General features: G+C 45.1%; 19 protein-coding genes. 5 read left to right on the forward strand and 14 right to left on the reverse strand.

The window, feature by feature from the left end:
* Positions 1-3: 3 nt before the first annotated feature.
* The 6 genes from OB236_RS26375 to OB236_RS26400 all read right to left on the reverse strand — a co-directional run bounded on the left by OB236_RS26375 (position 4) and on the right by OB236_RS26400 (position 5374).
* The gene (locus OB236_RS26375) at positions 4-1089 is read right to left on the reverse strand and encodes an ABC transporter ATP-binding protein (RefSeq protein WP_262686649.1); all 1086 of its coding nucleotides are present in this window, start codon (positions 1087-1089) and stop codon (positions 4-6) included.
* Positions 1090-1105: 16 nt separating this feature from the next.
* The gene (locus OB236_RS26380) at positions 1106-1894 is read right to left on the reverse strand and encodes an ABC transporter permease (RefSeq protein WP_262686650.1); all 789 of its coding nucleotides are present in this window, start codon (positions 1892-1894) and stop codon (positions 1106-1108) included.
* Between the two features lie 4 nt (positions 1895-1898).
* The gene (locus OB236_RS26385) at positions 1899-2720 is read right to left on the reverse strand and encodes an ABC transporter permease (protein WP_262686651.1); all 822 of its coding nucleotides are present in this window, start codon (positions 2718-2720) and stop codon (positions 1899-1901) included.
* Between the two features lie 26 nt (positions 2721-2746).
* The gene (locus OB236_RS26390) at positions 2747-3679 is read right to left on the reverse strand and encodes a nucleoside hydrolase (RefSeq protein WP_262686652.1); all 933 of its coding nucleotides are present in this window, start codon (positions 3677-3679) and stop codon (positions 2747-2749) included.
* Positions 3680-3707: 28 nt separating this feature from the next.
* Positions 3708-4802, reverse strand: a complete 1095-nt coding sequence (locus OB236_RS26395) for an ABC transporter substrate-binding protein (protein ID WP_076227339.1) — start codon at positions 4800-4802, stop codon at positions 3708-3710.
* Between the two features lie 191 nt (positions 4803-4993).
* Positions 4994-5374, reverse strand: a complete 381-nt coding sequence (locus OB236_RS26400) for a DUF2294 domain-containing protein (protein ID WP_076227342.1) — start codon at positions 5372-5374, stop codon at positions 4994-4996.
* A gap of 452 nt (positions 5375-5826) precedes the next feature.
* Between OB236_RS26400 and serS the strand changes: the two genes are divergently transcribed.
* The gene (serS, locus tag OB236_RS26405) at positions 5827-7137 is read left to right on the forward strand and encodes a serine--tRNA ligase (protein WP_076227345.1); all 1311 of its coding nucleotides are present in this window, start codon (positions 5827-5829) and stop codon (positions 7135-7137) included.
* A gap of 132 nt (positions 7138-7269) precedes the next feature.
* On the opposite strand, the gene leuD is transcribed toward serS, so the two are convergent.
* Together leuD and leuC are read right to left on the reverse strand one after the other, a co-directional pair.
* The gene (gene leuD / locus OB236_RS26410; protein ID WP_262686653.1) at positions 7270-7896 is read right to left on the reverse strand and encodes a 3-isopropylmalate dehydratase small subunit; all 627 of its coding nucleotides are present in this window, start codon (positions 7894-7896) and stop codon (positions 7270-7272) included.
* Between the two features lie 31 nt (positions 7897-7927).
* Positions 7928-9346 (reverse strand): 3-isopropylmalate dehydratase large subunit, encoded by a 1419-nt coding sequence (gene leuC / locus OB236_RS26415; protein WP_262686655.1) that lies wholly within the window; start codon positions 9344-9346, stop codon positions 7928-7930.
* Positions 9347-9609: 263 nt separating this feature from the next.
* On the opposite strand from leuC, the gene sda reads away from it, so the two are divergent.
* A complete protein-coding gene (gene sda / locus OB236_RS40170) occupies positions 9610-9777 on the forward strand; it encodes a sporulation histidine kinase inhibitor Sda (protein ID WP_083688949.1) in 168 nt (55 codons plus the stop codon).
* 199 nt (positions 9778-9976) lie between these two features.
* On the forward strand, positions 9977-10087 hold the full coding sequence (locus OB236_RS26420; RefSeq protein ID WP_218638988.1) for a sporulation protein YjcZ: 111 nt from the start codon (positions 9977-9979) through the stop codon (positions 10085-10087).
* 272 nt (positions 10088-10359) lie between these two features.
* Here OB236_RS26420 and OB236_RS26425 read toward each other — a convergent pair whose 3' ends face one another.
* The 4 genes from OB236_RS26425 to OB236_RS26440 all read right to left on the reverse strand — a co-directional run bounded on the left by OB236_RS26425 (position 10360) and on the right by OB236_RS26440 (position 13275).
* On the reverse strand, positions 10360-11388 hold the full coding sequence (locus OB236_RS26425; protein WP_262686657.1) for a HoxN/HupN/NixA family nickel/cobalt transporter: 1029 nt from the start codon (positions 11386-11388) through the stop codon (positions 10360-10362).
* Positions 11389-11662: 274 nt separating this feature from the next.
* Positions 11663-11911 carry a YolD-like family protein gene (locus OB236_RS26430; RefSeq protein WP_256711125.1) on the reverse strand — a complete coding sequence of 83 codons (249 nt, stop codon included), beginning with the start codon at positions 11909-11911 and terminating at the stop codon, positions 11663-11665.
* A 159-nt stretch (positions 11912-12070) separates the two neighbouring features.
* Positions 12071-12862 (reverse strand): DUF1906 domain-containing protein, encoded by a 792-nt coding sequence (locus tag OB236_RS26435; protein WP_262686658.1) that lies wholly within the window; start codon positions 12860-12862, stop codon positions 12071-12073.
* On the reverse strand, positions 12859-13275 hold the full coding sequence (locus tag OB236_RS26440) for a phage holin family protein (RefSeq protein WP_076227354.1): 417 nt from the start codon (positions 13273-13275) through the stop codon (positions 12859-12861). Before OB236_RS26440 ends, OB236_RS26435 begins: the two co-directional genes overlap by 4 nt.
* A 171-nt stretch (positions 13276-13446) precedes the next feature.
* On the opposite strand from OB236_RS26440, the gene OB236_RS26445 reads away from it, so the two are divergent.
* Complete coding sequence (locus tag OB236_RS26445) at positions 13447-14478, forward strand: DUF3231 family protein (RefSeq protein WP_262686659.1); 1032 nt, start codon at positions 13447-13449, stop codon at positions 14476-14478.
* A 147-nt stretch (positions 14479-14625) separates the two neighbouring features.
* Positions 14626-15525: a LysR family transcriptional regulator gene (locus tag OB236_RS26450; RefSeq protein ID WP_262686660.1), complete on the forward strand. Its 900-nt coding sequence runs from the start codon at positions 14626-14628 to the stop codon at positions 15523-15525.
* On the opposite strand, the gene OB236_RS26455 is transcribed toward OB236_RS26450, so the two are convergent.
* Together OB236_RS26455 and OB236_RS26460 are read right to left on the reverse strand one after the other, a co-directional pair.
* On the reverse strand, positions 15522-16325 hold the full coding sequence (locus OB236_RS26455; protein WP_262686661.1) for a carbon-nitrogen family hydrolase: 804 nt from the start codon (positions 16323-16325) through the stop codon (positions 15522-15524). The genes OB236_RS26450 and OB236_RS26455 overlap by 4 nt on opposite strands.
* A gap of 103 nt (positions 16326-16428) precedes the next feature.
* Positions 16429-17229 carry a class I SAM-dependent methyltransferase gene (locus OB236_RS26460; RefSeq protein ID WP_262686663.1) on the reverse strand — a complete coding sequence of 267 codons (801 nt, stop codon included), beginning with the start codon at positions 17227-17229 and terminating at the stop codon, positions 16429-16431.
* Between the last annotated feature and the right edge of the window lie 60 nt (positions 17230-17289).

Consider the following 17289-nt stretch of genomic DNA (forward strand, 5'->3'; position numbering starts at 1 on the left):
GCGTTAATCGACGATAACTAATTTTTCCGAGGGAAACGAAAGCTGAACCCGGTATCCATTCCCAAAAGGCTCCTCCATTTCCTTATTGACCATAAAATCACCCAGCTCCGTCTTCACGACATACTGATAGCTGCGTCCAAGAAAGGTGCTAACGGTGACGAGGCCTGATACGACATTGGTAATTTCCTGATTTTCACTATCTGCAGCACTTTTTAATGAATCGGCTGTGATGAGAATGTCCTCAGGACGAATGGCGATTTTGCGGCCCGTAGTGTTTTGGGTTCCCTGATGTCTCAGCACGCGGAACTCATAGTCGCTTTCCTTCAATACGATTTCCTCGTCGTGATCAATCCGCTGACTAAAATTAATAAAATTGCTGAAACCTATGAATCGTGCAACAAATTCGGACTTCGGATATTTAAAAATCGTTGCCGGACGATCCAACTGCTCGATAATCCCATTGTTCATAATAGCTACCTGATCGGAGATCGAAAAGCATTCCTCTTGATCATGTGATACATAAACGGTGGTAATGCCCAATTCCTGTTGAATTCGACGTATTTCTACACGCATATGGGTACGCAGATTGGCATCCAGATTACTGAGAGGCTCATCGAACAGCAGCAAATCAGGCTCAATAACAAGTGCCCGAGCGATCGCTACCCGTTGTTTTTGACCACCGGACAATTCTTTCGGAAAACGCTTCTCAAAGCCGGTCAAGCTGACGACTTCCAGAATGCGGCCTACCCGCTTCCCAATTTCGGACTCCGACACTTTTCTGAGGCGCAAGCCGAACGCTACATTTTCAAAAACAGACAGATGCGGAAACAAGGCGTAGCTTTGAAACACGAAACCGAAGTTTCGTTTGCTAACCGGAACCCGCGTATAATCTTTCCCGTCAAAAGTAAACTTGCCATGCTTGGCCTCCAAAAAACCGGCAATCAAACGCAAGGTCGTTGTTTTACCGCAGCCGCTGGGTCCGAGCAGTGAAATGAACTGCCCTTTGTCAATATTTAAATTAAAATCACGTAAAATGTAATGCTGATGATTGTACGCAACCGACACATTTTCCAAAGCGAGCAATGTCATGAGTGAAAAACCCCCGTTATCGTTTTGTAAAGTAGCTTAATCCCAGAAGTCTTTCAATGAGGAATAATAAAACCATAGTCAAGAGCATAAGCAGCACGGAAATCGCCGCGAGCGTCGGATCAAAATGATTTTCCAAATATGATAACATCTGAATGGGGAACGTACTGACTCCCGGTCCTGTCATAAAGACGGATATTTCCACATTATTGAAGGAATCCAGAAAAGCAATGATGATGGCAGCCAAAATACCTGACTTGATATTAGGCAGCACCACTATAAAAAAGGTTTTCAAACGGCTGGAGCCCAGACTTAATGCCGCTTCTTCAATCGAAAAGTCAAAATTGGACAAGCTCGACGCGATAACACGAATCGTAAATGGGAGCATAATAACCGTGTGCCCGATAAACAGCGCAGTCATCATAGGTAACTGGTAAGCGACAATCAAATATTTAAGCATCGTAAAGCCCATTACAATTCCCGGTATTAATATAGGAGAAATGAATAAGGAGTTCCATGCTTCCTTCCCCTTAAAATCGAACCGGCTTAACGCATAAGCAGCAGGAATCCCGATCAGCAGCGCGAACAGGTTACCGACCAAGGAAACCAATATCGAGATTTTGAACGTTTCCATAAACATCGATTGTTTAAAAATATTTTCGTACCATTTCAAGGAAAACCCCTGCGGTGGAAATTTCATGATCGTGCCCGGCTCGAATGAGGTAGCGGCGATAATAAGCAAGGGGCTCAGCAGCAGTATATAAATAAGTAATGTAAATAGGGCTAGCCCTCGATTCTTCTCCTGCATGCCCCTACCCCTTCACACTTAATTTAGTCGAAATTTTTGTCATCAAGCCGATAACTATTAAGGTAATGACCATCATGATCGTCGCAACGACCGATGCCGAATACCAGTCATTCAAAGTAATCGCATTTTGATATAAAAAGGTGGATATGACCCGTTTCTTGCCCCCCAGCACGGATGGCGTAGTGTACGCAGTCATACTTCCTACAAACACCAAGATACTGCCAAGAATCAAACCAGGTATGCTGAGTGGAAAAATGACTTTGCGGAATACAGTAAATCGGGAGGCACCCAGGCTTTCCGCTGCCTTGACCAGATCGGGATCGATATTCTCCATCACTCCGACCAAGGAAATAATGATCAACGGCAGGAAGAGATGAATCAGTCCGATCATCACCGCCGTCGGCGTATACAATATTTCCAGCGGCTGCTGGATCAGTCCAAGTGACATCAGGGAAGAATTAAGCAGCCCGTTTTTGCCCAGTATAATAATCCAGCTGAAAGACCTGACCACTGAGCTCGTAAGCAGCGGGAAGATCGCCAGAGCGAGCATAATGCCCTTGGTTCTTGGGCTTTGTCTGGAAACATAATAAGCAACCGGAAACCCGATGATGATACATAAAATTGTCGTAACCGTACTCACCTGCATCGTGGTGAGCAGGATATTCAGAAAATATTGATCCTGCAAAAAATGCATATAGCCGTTGAACGTAAAATTCCCTTTTTGAAAAAAAGTTGTTCCTATCGTCATGATAATTGGAACGAGCATGAACAGGGTCAGGAATAACAGTCCCGGCAGCATTAATAAATAGACGTATTTCTTTTTCACGGAAGCTACCCCCTTTTCCCGGTTCCCTAAGTACGCAGCGTTTGCACAAACAGCCGCAAAAATGCATCGGCGTCCACATCCGTACATACCCGGACATTAGGCTCCCGCTTCAATCGGTTTTGAAAATCACATATCGTTTGACCGTCGCACAGCTCACTGCGAGTCTCAATATCGACATAATAAGCATGAGTTGTAACCAACTCAGGACGCAAGGCCACACCTACAGCCAATGGATCATGGAGCGCGCAGGCTTGTACCTGGTTTCTTTCAAAATATCGCTTCATATAATCGGAGGTGCTTTCCTTCACATAACGACCGATCGGTGTATCACCCAGCTCTGTAATATGTGCATCACTGAGCAGTGCCTGCCGTGTTACATCCAGCCCAACAAGCGTCAATGAAGGAAATCCCGCATGAAGAACGACTTTGACAGCCTCCGGATCGACATACATGTTATATTCAGCGACTGGCGTCACATTGCCAACCCCTTTAACCACGCCGCCCATAAAAATAACTTCCTTGATTTCGTGAATCAATTGCGGACGCTTCATCAAGGCCAATGCTAGATTAGTCATGGGCGCTGTCATGATCAGCGTAATCTCTCCCGGGTAACGCAGCACCTGCTCGATGATATAATCTGGCGCAAACCCTTCCGTGACCGAAGTATGTACCGGCATGTCGCGGAGTGCGCCGCCAATTCCATCTTCACCATGTACCCGATGCTCGAAAACAGGCTTCCTCAATAAAGGCTTAGCTGCTCCTCTGACAACAGGAATCTGCTGCTCAACTCCGAGCAGTTGCAAAATTTTGCATGTATTATTTGTCGCTGTGTCCACCGAAACATTGCCATTGACAGTCGTAATCCCCACAATATCCATTTCACCGCTTTGGACCGCAAGGATGATGCCTAAGGCATCATCCACACCGGTATCCACATCAAGGATAACCTTTTTGTTCATTGTACTCTTCGCTCCCATGCTTCCAGGTTTATTGTGCAAGCTCACGGTTCCAACGGTCGGTCCATTTTTTCAAGTTATCATTGACAAACTTAACGTCCAGCTTACGCAGCTTGTTGATAACGTCGGCACCATAGGTCAATCCCTTGGCTTCCTCATCTGTCAGTTTCACTTCTTTATTGGTCGGTGACGTAATTTTGGCTTTAGCCACCTTTTCTTGTACCTCTTTGCTCAAATACCAGTTGATCAATTCTTCAGCAAGCTGTTTGTTTTTAGAACCTTTTACGACATTGATTGTGTTCATAACTGCATATCCGCCTTCTTGCGGCGTCACAAATTTGGCATCCGGCACTCCGGCTTGAAGATCCTTAAAGTAGCTGTCCATAAAAGGACCCGCGGCAACTTCGCCTTGCGCAAACATCGTAACAAAGTCCGCTGTCTTCCCGTAATATTTAACGACTGATGGATTCAGCTCTTTTAATTTGGCAAAAGCTTGATCTTCATTGAAGGTACTGTTTCCTGCAATCAGCGAAGCCGCATCGATCATCATCGGACCACTAGTTGTCGTAATACCAGGCAGTGTCAGCTTTTTGGCTAATTCCGGACTCCAAAGGTCTTTCCATGATTTAATTTCTGTTTTTACCAGCTTTGGATTGTAAGCTATACCCAGCTGATTGACTGTGTAGGCCGGTCCATAATCCGCGCCAAGCGGTGCTTTGGCAATATCATAGAGCTGATTCAGGTTAGTCAGCTTTGCAGCGTCGATCTTATCGATAACCCCAGCATCAATCGCCTGCTGTGTGAAATAATCGGATAGGAACAGAACGTCCACTGCCGAGCTTCCTTGCTGCACCTTATTTAAGCGTTCCGCATTATTCCCAATTTCAAACACAACTTTGGCATTAAATTTTTTCTCAAAAGGTACAATCACTTCTTTATTCGTAAAATCATCATTGGCCCATGTTGAGATGACCAATTTGGTTGGCTCGCCGCTTGGTTTGGACGCTTCCGGTGTTGAGGCTGCAGGAGTCCCGCTGCTGCTCTTCCCATCTGTACCACATCCTGCTAAAGCTAATGCCACACATGTAACTGAAATCGCGCTGCTGATCATTTTTTTCTTCATCATCTAATCTCCACCTATCCCTTTTGTTAGTTTGGCAAGCTATAAAAATAAAAAAGAAAAGTACTCCTGGTAGAATAAAAGCTTCTAACAAGAACACTTTTCTTTGTAAACAAAGTAAAGCGATATTTGTTGGGAAAAAAGGTGGCTATCTCTTAAGATAGATCAAAAGAGATCGTTCACATATTCGATTCATTCTAAGCTTGTCTGACAATGATGTTCGTAATCGCCCATTGCGTATGTGGATCGTAATCTCTCAAAACAGCTTCCATGTCCAGCTTAAGCTCTTCTTCCAGCCGTTCTTTTAATTTCTTCTTATAAATCGAAGACATATAAAAATCGACCTCATACTTAAGATTGGGTGCTTCCCCCTCTAATGCTGCGGATCGGGGTGAGCGTCGATGCCTGGCTACAAATGTAATTAATTGATTATCAAAGGTAACCTTTAATAAGGTTGTTCCAAAACCGAATAGCTCCTTGGAAATATCATTATAAATGTGACACAGCTGCTTCTTGCCTTCATTAGTATCTAGTGAAAGAATGTGATCACCTTCTATAACGATTATTGCACTTCTCATCAGCCCAAACCCAATGTTAGGTAATATAACGTCGAATTAGATTTTATTCGTTTTATGTAAGTTAATATTATATGAAGATTGGGTATATATCAAGGGTATTTTCGTTATTTCCTGAAATCCACCTTTCATTTTGGTATTTTCATCCATTTTCGGTGTCTCTATTGAAAAAAATCTTTCTTTTAGGTTATAATCAGACTACATGCTCGTAAATTACCGAACAATAAGCCGATGAAGAGATTCCAACTCGGAGGCGTTCTCGTCAAGGAAATCAAGGTCATTGCATGATGACCTGTTCTCCCTAAGTTAACCGGACCGCCCGTTATCGCGGAACCAGAGAAGATCGGACAGCACTATACTGTCTGGTCAAATTGGGTGGCACCGCGAGAACAACGCTCCTCGTCCCATGGGATGAGGGCGTTTTTTGCATTCTAACTTATAAGGAGCGCGGTGTCATGTTAAATATTCAAACAATCCGGGACAACAAGGATAGGCTGCAGGAAGTAGCTGATCAGAAAGGAATTCACGTATCCATTGCACAATTACTTGAATGGGATGATCAGAAACGAAAGCTGCTTCAACAGGTGGAACAGCTGCGGCAGAGTCGAAACAAGCACACACTGCAATTTCAAGCGATCACTCAGAACCATACAGCCAACGGGAACAACCACGATACCCCGGAAGCCCGGCAATTAAAATTGACGGTTAAGGAGATTAATAACCAAATAACCGTGATGGAAGCCAGACTTGCCGATGTGGAGCAGCCTTATCACAGTCTCCTGCAGCTCGTTCCCAATCTGGTGTCACCCGATACCCCGGTCGGCCTTTCAGATGCAGATAATATCGAAATTCGCGCTCATGGGGAGCCACCGGAATTCGACTTCGAGCTTCGTGATCATGTTGCCTTAGGCGAGCTTCACGAAATCATTGATCTCCCCCGTGGTGTCAAAACAGCTGGAACCCGCAACTACTATTTAAAAGGTGCAGGAGCCATGCTTCATCGCGCTGTACAGCAGCTAGCTCTCGACCTGCTCCTGCAAAAAGGTTTTACACTTTTGGAGGTTCCTCTGCTTGTACGCAGCACCGCACTCACCAACACCGGATTTTTCCCGCTTGGGGAGGATCAGACTTACCGGATTGAAGGTGAAGACAAGTGGTTGGTTGGCACCTCAGAGGTTCCGCTTGTCGCGTTTTACGGCAACGAGATTGTCGATGTATCAGAGCCGATCCGTCTGGCTGCCGTCTCCACCTGCTTCCGTAATGAGGTCGGTTCTTCAGGAAGGGATGTGCACGGTCTATATCGTGTTCACCAATTTGCCAAGGTCGAGCAGGTCATTCTCTGTGAAGCCAGTCTGGAGAAGGCTGATGCTATTTTGCAGGAAATCACACACAATGCTGAACAGTTATTACAGCTGTTAGAGCTGCCTTATCGGGTTATGACCGTGTGCACGGGCGATATGTCACAAAAAACGTATAAACAGTACGATATTGAGACCTGGATGCCCAGCAGACAGGCATACGGTGAAACCCACTCGTCATCCAACCTGCTCGACTTCCAGACCCGACGCTCGCAGATCCGGTATCGGGATGCCGAGGGCAAGCTTGCCTATTGCTACAGCTTGAACAATACAGCCGTTGCTTCACCACGAATTCTTATTCCACTGCTCGAAAATCATCAGCAAGAGGACGGTTCCATCTACATTCCCAAGGCGCTGCAGCCTTATATGAATGGAATCGAGACACTGGTGCCAAGCAGCCCTGTATGATGGATGAGAACTTGTTTAGTTGTATAGCATCAGATTGAGCAAATCATTTGCAGTTGATTCTAGCTCCTCCATACAATAAAAAACAGGCTGTACTGGTAATATACCAGACAGCCTGTTTGTATGAACTTCTTATTATTTGTAGGCTTCTTCATGCTTAACTGTACTTAGGATAGCTGTGTGTGCTTGCTCATAAGCTGTGATATCTGTTTCATGCATAAGCGTCAAGCCGATATCATCCAAGCCTTGCAGCAAAAATTGACGGCGATGCTCATCAATTTCGATATCAATGTCAAGACCTTGATCGTCGGTCAGCTTTTTGCTTTCCAAATCTACAGTCAGCTTATAGCCTTCTTGTTTCGCTGTACGCTGAAACAGTTCTTCGACCTGCTCTTCGCTCAGTTTAATCGGCAGGATTCCGTTTTTAAAACAGTTGTTAAAGAAGATGTCTGCATACGAAGGTGCAATAACAACCTTGAAGCCAAAATCCTGAATCGCCCATGGAGCATGCTCACGGGAAGAACCGCATCCAAAGTTAGCACGGGAAATCAGAACGGAAGCGCCCTGATAACGCGGCTGGTTCAAAGAAAACTCAGGGATAACCTCACCCTTCGGGGTAAAACGCCATTCGAAAAATAAAAACTGTCCAAATCCTGTACGTTCAATCCGTTTCAAAAATTGTTTTGGGATAATTGCATCTGTATCTACATTCACACGGTCAACCGGACCCACAAGGCCCGTATGCTTGATAAATGGTTCCATGGATTTCGTCTCCTCACATCACGTAATTGAATTAAGCTTGCTGCTTCACTTTAAATTTCCAATCGCGAACATCAACAAAATGACCTTCGATCGCAGCCGCTGCTGCCATTGCAGGAGATACCAGATGCGTACGTCCATCGCGTCCTTGACGTCCTTCGAAGTTACGGTTGGAGGTCGATGCGCAGCGTTGGCCCGGTTGTAATACGTCCGGATTCATCGCCAAGCACATGCTGCAGCCAGCATCACGCCATTCAAAGCCCGCTTCTGTGAAGATTTGATCCAGACCTTCTCTTTCCGCTTGCAGCTTCACACGACCGGAGCCAGGAACGACGATAGCTGTCAAAGTAGGTGATACCTTGTAACCTTGAGCAATCGCTGCCGCTGCACGAAGATCCTCGATGCGGCCGTTTGTACAGGAGCCAATAAAGACATAATCAACAGCAAGCTCAGTCATCGGAGTACCCGGTGTCAAGCCCATATATTCAATTGCTTTTTCAGCAGCTTTACGCTCATTTTCAGTTGTAAAGCTTTGTGGATCTGGTACAAGCGCGGTTACATCGGTTCCCATACCAGGACTTGTTCCCCAGGTCACTTGCGGGATCAGGCTTTCCGCATCAAATTCAACAACCCAATCATATTGAGCGCCATCATCGGTAGTCAGCTTTTTCCATCTGTCTACAGCTTCGTCGAAAGCAGCACCCTGTGGTACATATTGACGACCACGCAGGTATTCAAAAGTAATCTCGTCCGGTGCAATCAGACCTGCTCTTGCGCCGCCTTCAATGGACATGTTACATACAGTCATTCTTTCTTCCATAGTCAAACCACGAATCGCTTCACCTGTATATTCAATAACATAGCCAGTTGCGAAATCCGTACCATACTTAGCGATTACGCCAAGAATCAAATCCTTTGCAGTTACGCCAGGCTTCAAATTGCCGTTGATGCGAACTTCAAGCGTTTTGGCTTTGGACTGCTGCAAGCATTGAGTTGCCATAACGTGCTCAACTTCACTTGTACCGATACCAAATGCCAGGGCGCCAAATGCACCGTGAGTAGACGTATGACTGTCACCGCACACGATGGTTTTGCCTGGGTGTGTAAGGCCAATCTCAGGTCCCATAACGTGAACGACACCTTGGTCAATATTATCAAGATCGAACAACGTAACGCCAAAATCCTTACAGTTTTGCGACAAGGTATCGATTTGCTGTTTGGAGATTGGATCCGTAATATTAAAACGATCTTTCGTCGGCACATTATGATCCATAGTAGCGTAAGTCAAATCAGGACGGCGAACCTTGCGGTTAGTCAGGCGAAGCCCTTCAAATGCTTGCGGGGACGTAACTTCATGCACCAGATGCAGGTCGATATAAATAATACTTGGTTTGCCTGCTTCCTGATGAATTACGTGATTGTCCCAAATTTTTTCGAACAACGTTTTTGCCATCAGTATCACCTCATTATCAGGAATAAATATCTCTTGGTACTTCATTATCCAATCCTATCATTTCTATACTCATTGTTCCAAGATATAATAGCTATAATATTGATAGGTAAATCGAATAAGCATAAGAAAAAAAATTACTCTACGTACCTTGTACTCAAGCATTAGAAAAACCAAAAGATTTGTGCAATTTTTAACACCTATATTTTCCCAAATCATTCATACTGCTTATAGGTGTAGGGATAGGAGCCTTCGCTACAGGGAGATTGATTTCAATACTTAAAAAGCTGAATAACGAGGATTTGCTTGTTTACTACAGCATGGCAATCGAACTCGAACATCACGTAGATAAAGAATTTATTGAATTATTGGAAAGGGAATTAGCACGAAGAAATATTAGCATTCAGCCGCGGCAGGAAGACAACCAGAAGTAATCAAGAAATAAAAATTTGAGAGCGAAAGGCATCTAGCCCTTCACCGGTAGGGGCCCGTTAGCTTGTTGCTAGCGGGTCTCGCTTTCACGGCTTTTCAACAAATCAAGCAAGATTAGAATATACATTTCTTTGATAGGTCCAATCCAAGAGCCGCAGGCATTCATAATATACAGAAGGAAAGGCGAGAGGAGGGGGACATATGGGATTAGGAGTTGGTGGTAGTTGCGGAGGTTACGGGCTCGGAACATCTACTGGGGCGATTCTTGTATTGTTCATTTTGCTGGTAATTATTAGCCGTGCCTTTATCTAAAGATTATTCATCCGCCTACCATTACATTGTGGAGGCGGTTTTTCACTAGTAACTATTTACATACTGGATAACGCTAACTTTCTCGACCAATAATAAGCCCATGCCAATTAAGGAGGGACACACAAATGGGTAAGCAACAGGGACATGCAGCTCAAAACACAACCACACGGACATCTGACAAAAAAAGTAACAAAGCTGAAAAGAATAAAGAGAAAGAGTAGAAAATCCTCAACATGAAACCCCCATTAACAAAATCGTTAGCGGGGGTGCTCTCACACATTTCCAGGCCCCCACCGCTCCTCAAGACGCATGCCTTTCCAGATACCAACTGAAATAGCCCAAGCGAGAACAAACAAAATAACCAGCATGTACCCCAGTGATCCAAAATCAAGGTCCTGAATCCAGCTCCAAAAAGCACCGTTCAAGCCCAATTTTTCGGAAAGCACCTGCAAGAGTTCAACCATACCGATGAGTAGTGCCGCGACGACAGCCAGTGAAGTAACGGAAAGATTGTAGTAAAGCTTACGAAGAGGTGTGGAAAACGCCCAGCTGTAAGCCTTGGTCATGAACATCCCATCTGCCGTATCCATTAAGCTCATCCCCGCAGCAAACAAAATAGGGAACGAAAGTACACCGACAAATGGCATGGCCTCTTTAGCGGCTCCAGCTGAAATCGCAAGAAGCGATATCTCGCTTGCGGTATCAAATCCAAGACCAAATAAAAAACCTAACGGATACACGTGCCAGCTGCGGGTTATAAATTTATAAAGAGGTCTTAAGAGCCGAGAGAAAAATCCTCTGGATTCGAGAAGTCTCTCAAATTCATCCTGGTTGTGCGCGCCATTACGAAATTGAACAAATAACTGAAATAATTGAATCAGTACAATAAGATTGATGATACCTATAATAAGCAAAAACAATCCGGACACGGAAGCGCCTATCAAGCCACCAATTTCTTGCATTTGCGGCAGTTCTCTTTGTACCCATTTAACCGAAAAAGCAGTGACAATCGCCATGAGCAGCACCACCGAGGAATGTCCCAATGAAAAGTAAAAACCAACCCCAAGTGAATTCCTTTTTTGCTGCACCAGCTTACGGACGGTGTTATCAATAGCGGCAATATGATCCACATCAAAGGCATGCCTGAGTCCAAGCGTGTAAGCAAGCAGTCCCATCCCCCAGAGGGCTGGATTGTTACGTGCCGCTACATATAAAAACATCAGACCCATAATATGAAGAATAAGAACAGCACCAGAATAACCTATCCAAGACTTACTCTGCCCGAGATTATCTTTGTTCATCATTTATTTTACCTGGCTTTCCTGTTTATTATTTGGTGCTACGAATATATTAGAATGTAACACGATAATTGCTTTTTGAACATATCCATAACAAAAAAAATCGAACCCAAAAGGACTCGATTGGTTAGTATATGTGACTCAGCCGTTTTCCATATGAACCTGCATATGAAGTCAGCCCTAATAATTTCAGATTCTCATATAGCTTCATAGCTAACTTTTCGTATGAAACAAGTTATTCTCGTATCATCGACGCATACACAATGTATTCAAAACCTCAGGCACCGGAGTTTTCAGCCCTCATTATGTCCATGAACGGGATCTTCACCATCTCACCGCCAAATTGGGTTACATGAACCTTTCGGGTGTTGGCATCCAACTCCACAATCCGCCCACGAATTACCTCGGACTTTCCCCATACAGTCAGCAGCATTTCGCTTCTTTCATGCTTCGCTTCACCCAGCTTATCTCCCAATTCTTCCAGATCGGACTCATCTCTTTCTGGTCGCTTTGCTACATTCATCATTTTCATTACCTCCCACTTATAGGAACATTCGTTCTATACATATTTTATACGAACACAACACGAACGCGCAAGAGCCAAAATGAATTTTTTATGTAAAATGAACCGCAGCTTACGCGGTCCTAATATCCTGGGTATCTCGTTACCTATTGGATTAAACAGTTATACCTTAATTCCACGGTCCACCCTACCATCCAATACGGTATTCAGAAATACCAATTCCGTCACCGTCAATGTCTTGTCCACAATCTTCTGCATCCACTCCCAGCTAAGCTGGTCCGCATTGTAGGCAGCACCCAGCACCTGGTACAGCATATCCCATTGCCATTGCTCCAGCTTCATCGGCATATTCATCTCATCCTCCTCGGGAATTTCATTGGTGTTCCACCAGCCCTCTTTACCGTACGATTCGTTCAAATCCACATTGATTCCGTTTAAGGTTATATCATTTTGATACTGATAAATGTTCTTAACCTCCGACTTCTTTCCGCCGCTCCAGGCATAGGTTTGCCAGAATCGGGAACAAACGCCGCGTTTGTTCATCTCTTCAATCACCGCATAGGAGCCATAGACGCCCGTGTAGTATCCTGGCGTTGCCTCAGCTGCAGCAGCTATATAGTCCGCTATTGTATTCATCTGCGCAATGGTGGCATCGAAATCCACGGCAAAATAAATCGCACTTCCTGCCGGTTGCCCGATATCAATGGCAAGCTGTAGAGCTGTTGCCCCATCACTTAAACCGGCTTCCCTACCGTCCAGAGGCCGGTTGGCCGTTGTTTCGAATACGGATACAATTTGCAGTCCACCCCCTGTGATGATTTCCGCTTCTTTCCTACTCAGCGCCTTCCAGCCGCTGGGAACCAGATAACGGGCAACAAACTCAAAATTCTGTGACCGAAAAGCAGCAGTGACAGCTACCGTCAGCGGTGTTGCACAATCAAAGCCCTGGGTCATTTCTTATCCTCCTCCCCTTTCCCTTTATCTTCTAGCTGCTTCAGCACTTTGGTAATAAAGTGTGGTAGAGGCACACCAATAACCCCCAAATTTTCAACGATCGATAATCCTTCTCTACCAACATAAAAATAAATGGCCAGTGTCCTAAATATCGGTGCGGCATTGCCCACCAGCTCATCCAGCATAACTGCAAGTGCCAGAACAACGAGAATCACACTCTTTCGGATCCCCCCCCAGAACATGACCTCACTATTCAAATTACGCTGCTTGATTGCTCCCAGAACGCCCGTTATATAGTCAGCTACCATACAAAAAATCAACAGCTGTAAACCGATATCCCAGCCTCCCAGAAATGCATTTACAATTAGACCTGTTATCGCCACGATACTGCTGAAGGCCGTTTCTCTGGTCAAAAGTGGCTCCCCCCTTTCCTCCGCTGGCAAGGCATGTACGCTCCATACAATATATTCAGATTTGCTAGAGTTCGATTGGACAGCATCAACAATTACTGTGGCGGCAGGGAGCATACTTTCTGAATTTTTGAGAATCCTAGACATACAAATCTACAAATGGAGGACATAGCAATGACCCCTACACAGCTTCAGCCCTCACCTCAAACTGAACAAAAAGTAGAACTGACATCAGCTGAAATCGCCAGCCTTTGGACTTCCTATTTAAGTGATACATTGGCTGTTTGTACCATAGGAGTTTATTTGCAGCATGTCGAAGATCCGGAAACCCAATCCATACTTGAATTCGCGTATCAACAATCCAAAGTGCATGTTCAGAAGCTGCAGGCTTTTTTTACAAAAGGAAAAATTCCTGTACCTGACGGCTTCCAAGAAAGCATTGATACCCACCAAGCACCTCGCTTGTATACCGATGACTTTTACTTGTTCTATATTGAAAATATCGGTAAAGTCGGGATGCGCCAGTATACGATGGCTCTTTCTAATTCTGCACGGGCGGATGTCAGCCAATATTTCACTGACTGTCTGAATGAATCGGTACAAATATTTAACCGGTCCACAGATGCTTTGCTTGCAAAAGGGACTTTTATAAGAGCTCCTTATATTCCAAGCCCCACAGCCAAAGAATATGTTCAGAAAAACAGCTACATGAATACATGGTTTGGCCCGCAAAGAGCACTGAATGTGATTGAAATATCCGGACTCTATTTTAATTTGATCCAAAACCAGCTAGGTCGTTCTCTACTCATGGGTTTCAGTCAAACGGCAGGTACACAGCAAATCCGTAATTATATGCTGCGGGGAAGGAATATTGCAGACAAGCATGTCGAAATTTTCGGCTCGTTGCTGAGTGATGAATTCATTCCATCCGCAAGTGTATGGGACACTCTTCCGACAAATTCAACCATACCTCCATTTTCAGATAAAATGATGATGTTTCAAGTTTCAGCACTGAATGCCTCAGGAATCGCTCATTATGGAACGAGTCTTGGTATGAGTGCCAGAAAGGATTTATCCACACGTTATATTAGTCTGACGGCTGAGGTTCTTGCTTTTGCAGAGGATGGAGCCGAGATCATGATAGAGCATGGCTGGATGGAACAGCCACCACAAGCACCCGACCGCAACAAGCTGGCTACACCTTGAACCGAGTTATCCCTTAGACACAAAAAAAACAGCCTGCTCTCCAATAATGGATAGTAGGCTGTTTAGATTGTTTCCTGTATAATATGAATAAGCTTAATAGGAAACGATTATAAATGTGATAGCTTTGCTATATAAAGGAGCATTCTTATGGAACTCAGACAGCTGCAGTATGCACTGCAAATTTCAATTGACAAAAACTTCTCCAGAGCGGCTGAAAAGCTGCACATTGCCCAGCCATCTCTCAGCCAACAGCTCTCCAAGCTGGAAAAGGAAATCGGCTTGCTGCTGTTTCAGCGGACAACCAACTCCGTCGAAGTGACCTATGCCGGAGCCTTGTTTGTAGAAAAGGCACAAACGATTCTTGACATGATAGAGCAGTTGAAGCGTGAGATGGAGGATATTTCTCAAATGCGCAAAGGGAGACTCGTCGTCGGCAGTTTGCCTATTACCGGAGCCCATGTACTGCCGCTGGTGCTGCCTGTATTCCAAGCGAATTATCCAGAAATCGAAATTGTTCTGATGGAGGAGACATCTGCGCATTTGGAGCAAATGACAGCCAACGGACAGATCGATATTTCCTTGCTGTCGATCCCGCTCCAAGATGAGTCTCTGACCTATGAGCCCATCATTGAGGAAGAAATACTGCTCGCAGTTCCCCAGCATCATCGATTGGCAGCAAGAGTATCCGAACCACAGCAAACCATAGACATCCTGGAACTCCGCGACGAACCGTTCATTGCGCTTAAGAAAGGACAGGGCTTCCGCCAGATTGCTTTGGAGCTTTGTGCAGAATCCGGCTTCAAACCCAACATCGTGTTTGAGAGCAGCAATATCGAGACTGTGCAATCACTTGTAGCAGCAGGAATGGGAATTGCTTTTGTTCCACATATGGTGTCCAGAGGTGGTTGGAGCGAACACGCTCCAGCTTATCTTTCCCTTACTACCAAGCCTACACGCACACTCGTTATCGCTTACCGCAAAGGTCGCTACTTATCTAAAGCCGTAGGCGCTTTTATGAAAACATTCCATGACGTCATCAAAAATTAATATAACGCAGGTCGCCGATCTTCGAAAACCGGAATACGGCTTCGCACCTCATCTACAAGTGCCAAATCAATCTGAGCGCGAATAACCTGCTCCGTCTCATCCCCTTCGGCAAGCGCTTCTCCCCAAGGATCAATGACCATTGAATGCCCAAAAAATTCGGTGGTCCCGCTGATTCCTACACGATTGCAGGAAACGACAAACATTTGGTTTTCTATTGCCCGCGCCATCAACAAAGTGCGCCAATGGTGCAATCGCGGGTTCGGCCATTCCGCAGGTACAAACACAATTTGCGCTCCACCCAAAGCCAGCTTTCTGGAAAGCTCAGGGAACCGGATATCGTAGCAGATCATCATGCCGGAGGATACTCCGTCAAGCTCGAACTGTCCAATATGGCTGCCTTCCTCTAAATACTTTTCCTCATCCATTAAGCGGAATAGATGAATTTTGGAATAATCCGCTACGCGGCTGCCCTCACGATTGTACGCATAAATCGTATTGTATATCTGGCTGCCCTGCTTCTCGGCAATAGACCCCCCGATGATATTCACCTGATGCTTGCGAGAAAATTCCGACAGCAGCGCATGTGTACGTTGCCCTTCTTCATCTGCTAGCTCTTTAATACGATCCAACGCATAGCCTGTGTTCCACATCTCTGGAAATATAATGACATCCGGTTTCGTCTCGCCCTCAACAGCTTGATCCAGCAGCTTCTCAAGCTTCGCATAATTAAGCTCAGGTTCTCCGATTGCAATGTCCATTTGTAGTAAAGCAAGGTTCCATTTCCGATTATTTAATGTCATATCCTTCACCCTTTATGATTTATATGATAACGACTTATGGCGTCATTGTGTGTGGATTCGTAATATAGTCGTGATTTCATCATAGACGATGATGCACTGAACTTCAATCCTTTCGGGCGAACCATATGCTCCATCGATCTTGTTCCACCAATGGTTTGTCGAGAGCCTCCATGCCTTCTGCAGTCAACTGCTGCTGGGTATAGACAATTAAATCTTCCAGTTCCACATCCGACAATTCGTGTAAAATCGAACGTCCAGTCCTCAGCAGCAGATCCTCTCGCAACTCCGCAAAATGATGGTAAGATTTCCTCGCTTCCCAAAGCGAAATCTCCTGCACTTGGTTAAAGCCAGCTGTCCTTAATGCGTCCAGTACATGGTCAGAACTGTGACGTCTACTGCTTTCCTGTACCAATAGACTTGGGAATTTATCAAAGATGTAGCCGCGCACATGCTCTTTACTTCCAGCTAACGCACAGTCCTCAGGTGTCCGGTCCTGCACAATAAGCATACCGTCCCGTTTCAAAATCCGATTAGCTTCCTGCATACAGCCTGCTAGCTCATCTGATGAAAGATGATGAATGAGCGCCCGCTCCAGCACAAGATCAATACTCTCGTCGTCCAAGCCAGTACTCAGCGCGTTTCCTTGCTGAAATCGTATGTTCGGATGACTGGCAGCATAAGCCGTGGCTCCATCCAGCATCACTTGCGAGAAATCCACACCAACGACTGATTCCACACCCATTTCGATTAGAGCCTTGCTATAAATGCCACCTCCACAGCCAACATCTGCAGCCTGAATTCCTTTTAAATCGACCTTACTGGCTATCAATTGCTTCCAGTCGTTATCCACACTTCGGTTGGTATAGCTGGTTGTGTTCTTCGGATCGTGAAAATCAATGGACATCTAGCAAACCTCCTTCATTCAATATGATTTCATCAAATGAAACTAAATACTGTTGAATGA

It is taken from the genome of Paenibacillus baimaensis (assembly GCF_025567575.1).

What these genes read in the sequence shown, in the direction of transcription:
- OB236_RS26380 (WP_262686650.1), bottom strand. Translation starts at nt 1,894, where the DNA reads ATGCAGGAGAAGAATCGAGGGCTAGCCCTATTTACATTACTTATTTAT.
- OB236_RS26455 (WP_262686661.1), bottom strand. Translation starts at nt 16,325, where the DNA reads ATGACATTAAATAATCGGAAATGGAACCTTGCTTTACTACAAATGGAC.
- OB236_RS26435 (WP_262686658.1), bottom strand. Translation starts at nt 12,862, where the DNA reads ATGACCCAGGGCTTTGATTGTGCAACACCGCTGACGGTAGCTGTCACT.
- OB236_RS26400 (WP_076227342.1), bottom strand. Translation starts at nt 5,374, where the DNA reads ATGAGAAGTGCAATAATCGTTATAGAAGGTGATCACATTCTTTCACTA.
- OB236_RS26450 (WP_262686660.1), top strand. Translation starts at nt 14,626, where the DNA reads ATGGAACTCAGACAGCTGCAGTATGCACTGCAAATTTCAATTGACAAA.
- OB236_RS26460 (WP_262686663.1), bottom strand. Translation starts at nt 17,229, where the DNA reads ATGTCCATTGATTTTCACGATCCGAAGAACACAACCAGCTATACCAAC.
- leuC (WP_262686655.1), bottom strand. Translation starts at nt 9,346, where the DNA reads ATGGCAAAAACGTTGTTCGAAAAAATTTGGGACAATCACGTAATTCAT.
- OB236_RS26420 (WP_218638988.1), top strand. Translation starts at nt 9,977, where the DNA reads ATGGGATTAGGAGTTGGTGGTAGTTGCGGAGGTTACGGGCTCGGAACA.
- OB236_RS26390 (WP_262686652.1), bottom strand. Translation starts at nt 3,679, where the DNA reads ATGAACAAAAAGGTTATCCTTGATGTGGATACCGGTGTGGATGATGCC.
- OB236_RS26445 (WP_262686659.1), top strand. Translation starts at nt 13,447, where the DNA reads ATGACCCCTACACAGCTTCAGCCCTCACCTCAAACTGAACAAAAAGTA.
- OB236_RS26395 (WP_076227339.1), bottom strand. Translation starts at nt 4,802, where the DNA reads ATGATGAAGAAAAAAATGATCAGCAGCGCGATTTCAGTTACATGTGTG.
- OB236_RS26430 (WP_256711125.1), bottom strand. Translation starts at nt 11,911, where the DNA reads ATGATGAATGTAGCAAAGCGACCAGAAAGAGATGAGTCCGATCTGGAA.
- OB236_RS26375 (WP_262686649.1), bottom strand. Translation starts at nt 1,089, where the DNA reads ATGACATTGCTCGCTTTGGAAAATGTGTCGGTTGCGTACAATCATCAG.
- OB236_RS26425 (WP_262686657.1), bottom strand. Translation starts at nt 11,388, where the DNA reads ATGAACAAAGATAATCTCGGGCAGAGTAAGTCTTGGATAGGTTATTCT.
- leuD (WP_262686653.1), bottom strand. Translation starts at nt 7,896, where the DNA reads ATGGAACCATTTATCAAGCATACGGGCCTTGTGGGTCCGGTTGACCGT.
- serS (WP_076227345.1), top strand. Translation starts at nt 5,827, where the DNA reads ATGTTAAATATTCAAACAATCCGGGACAACAAGGATAGGCTGCAGGAA.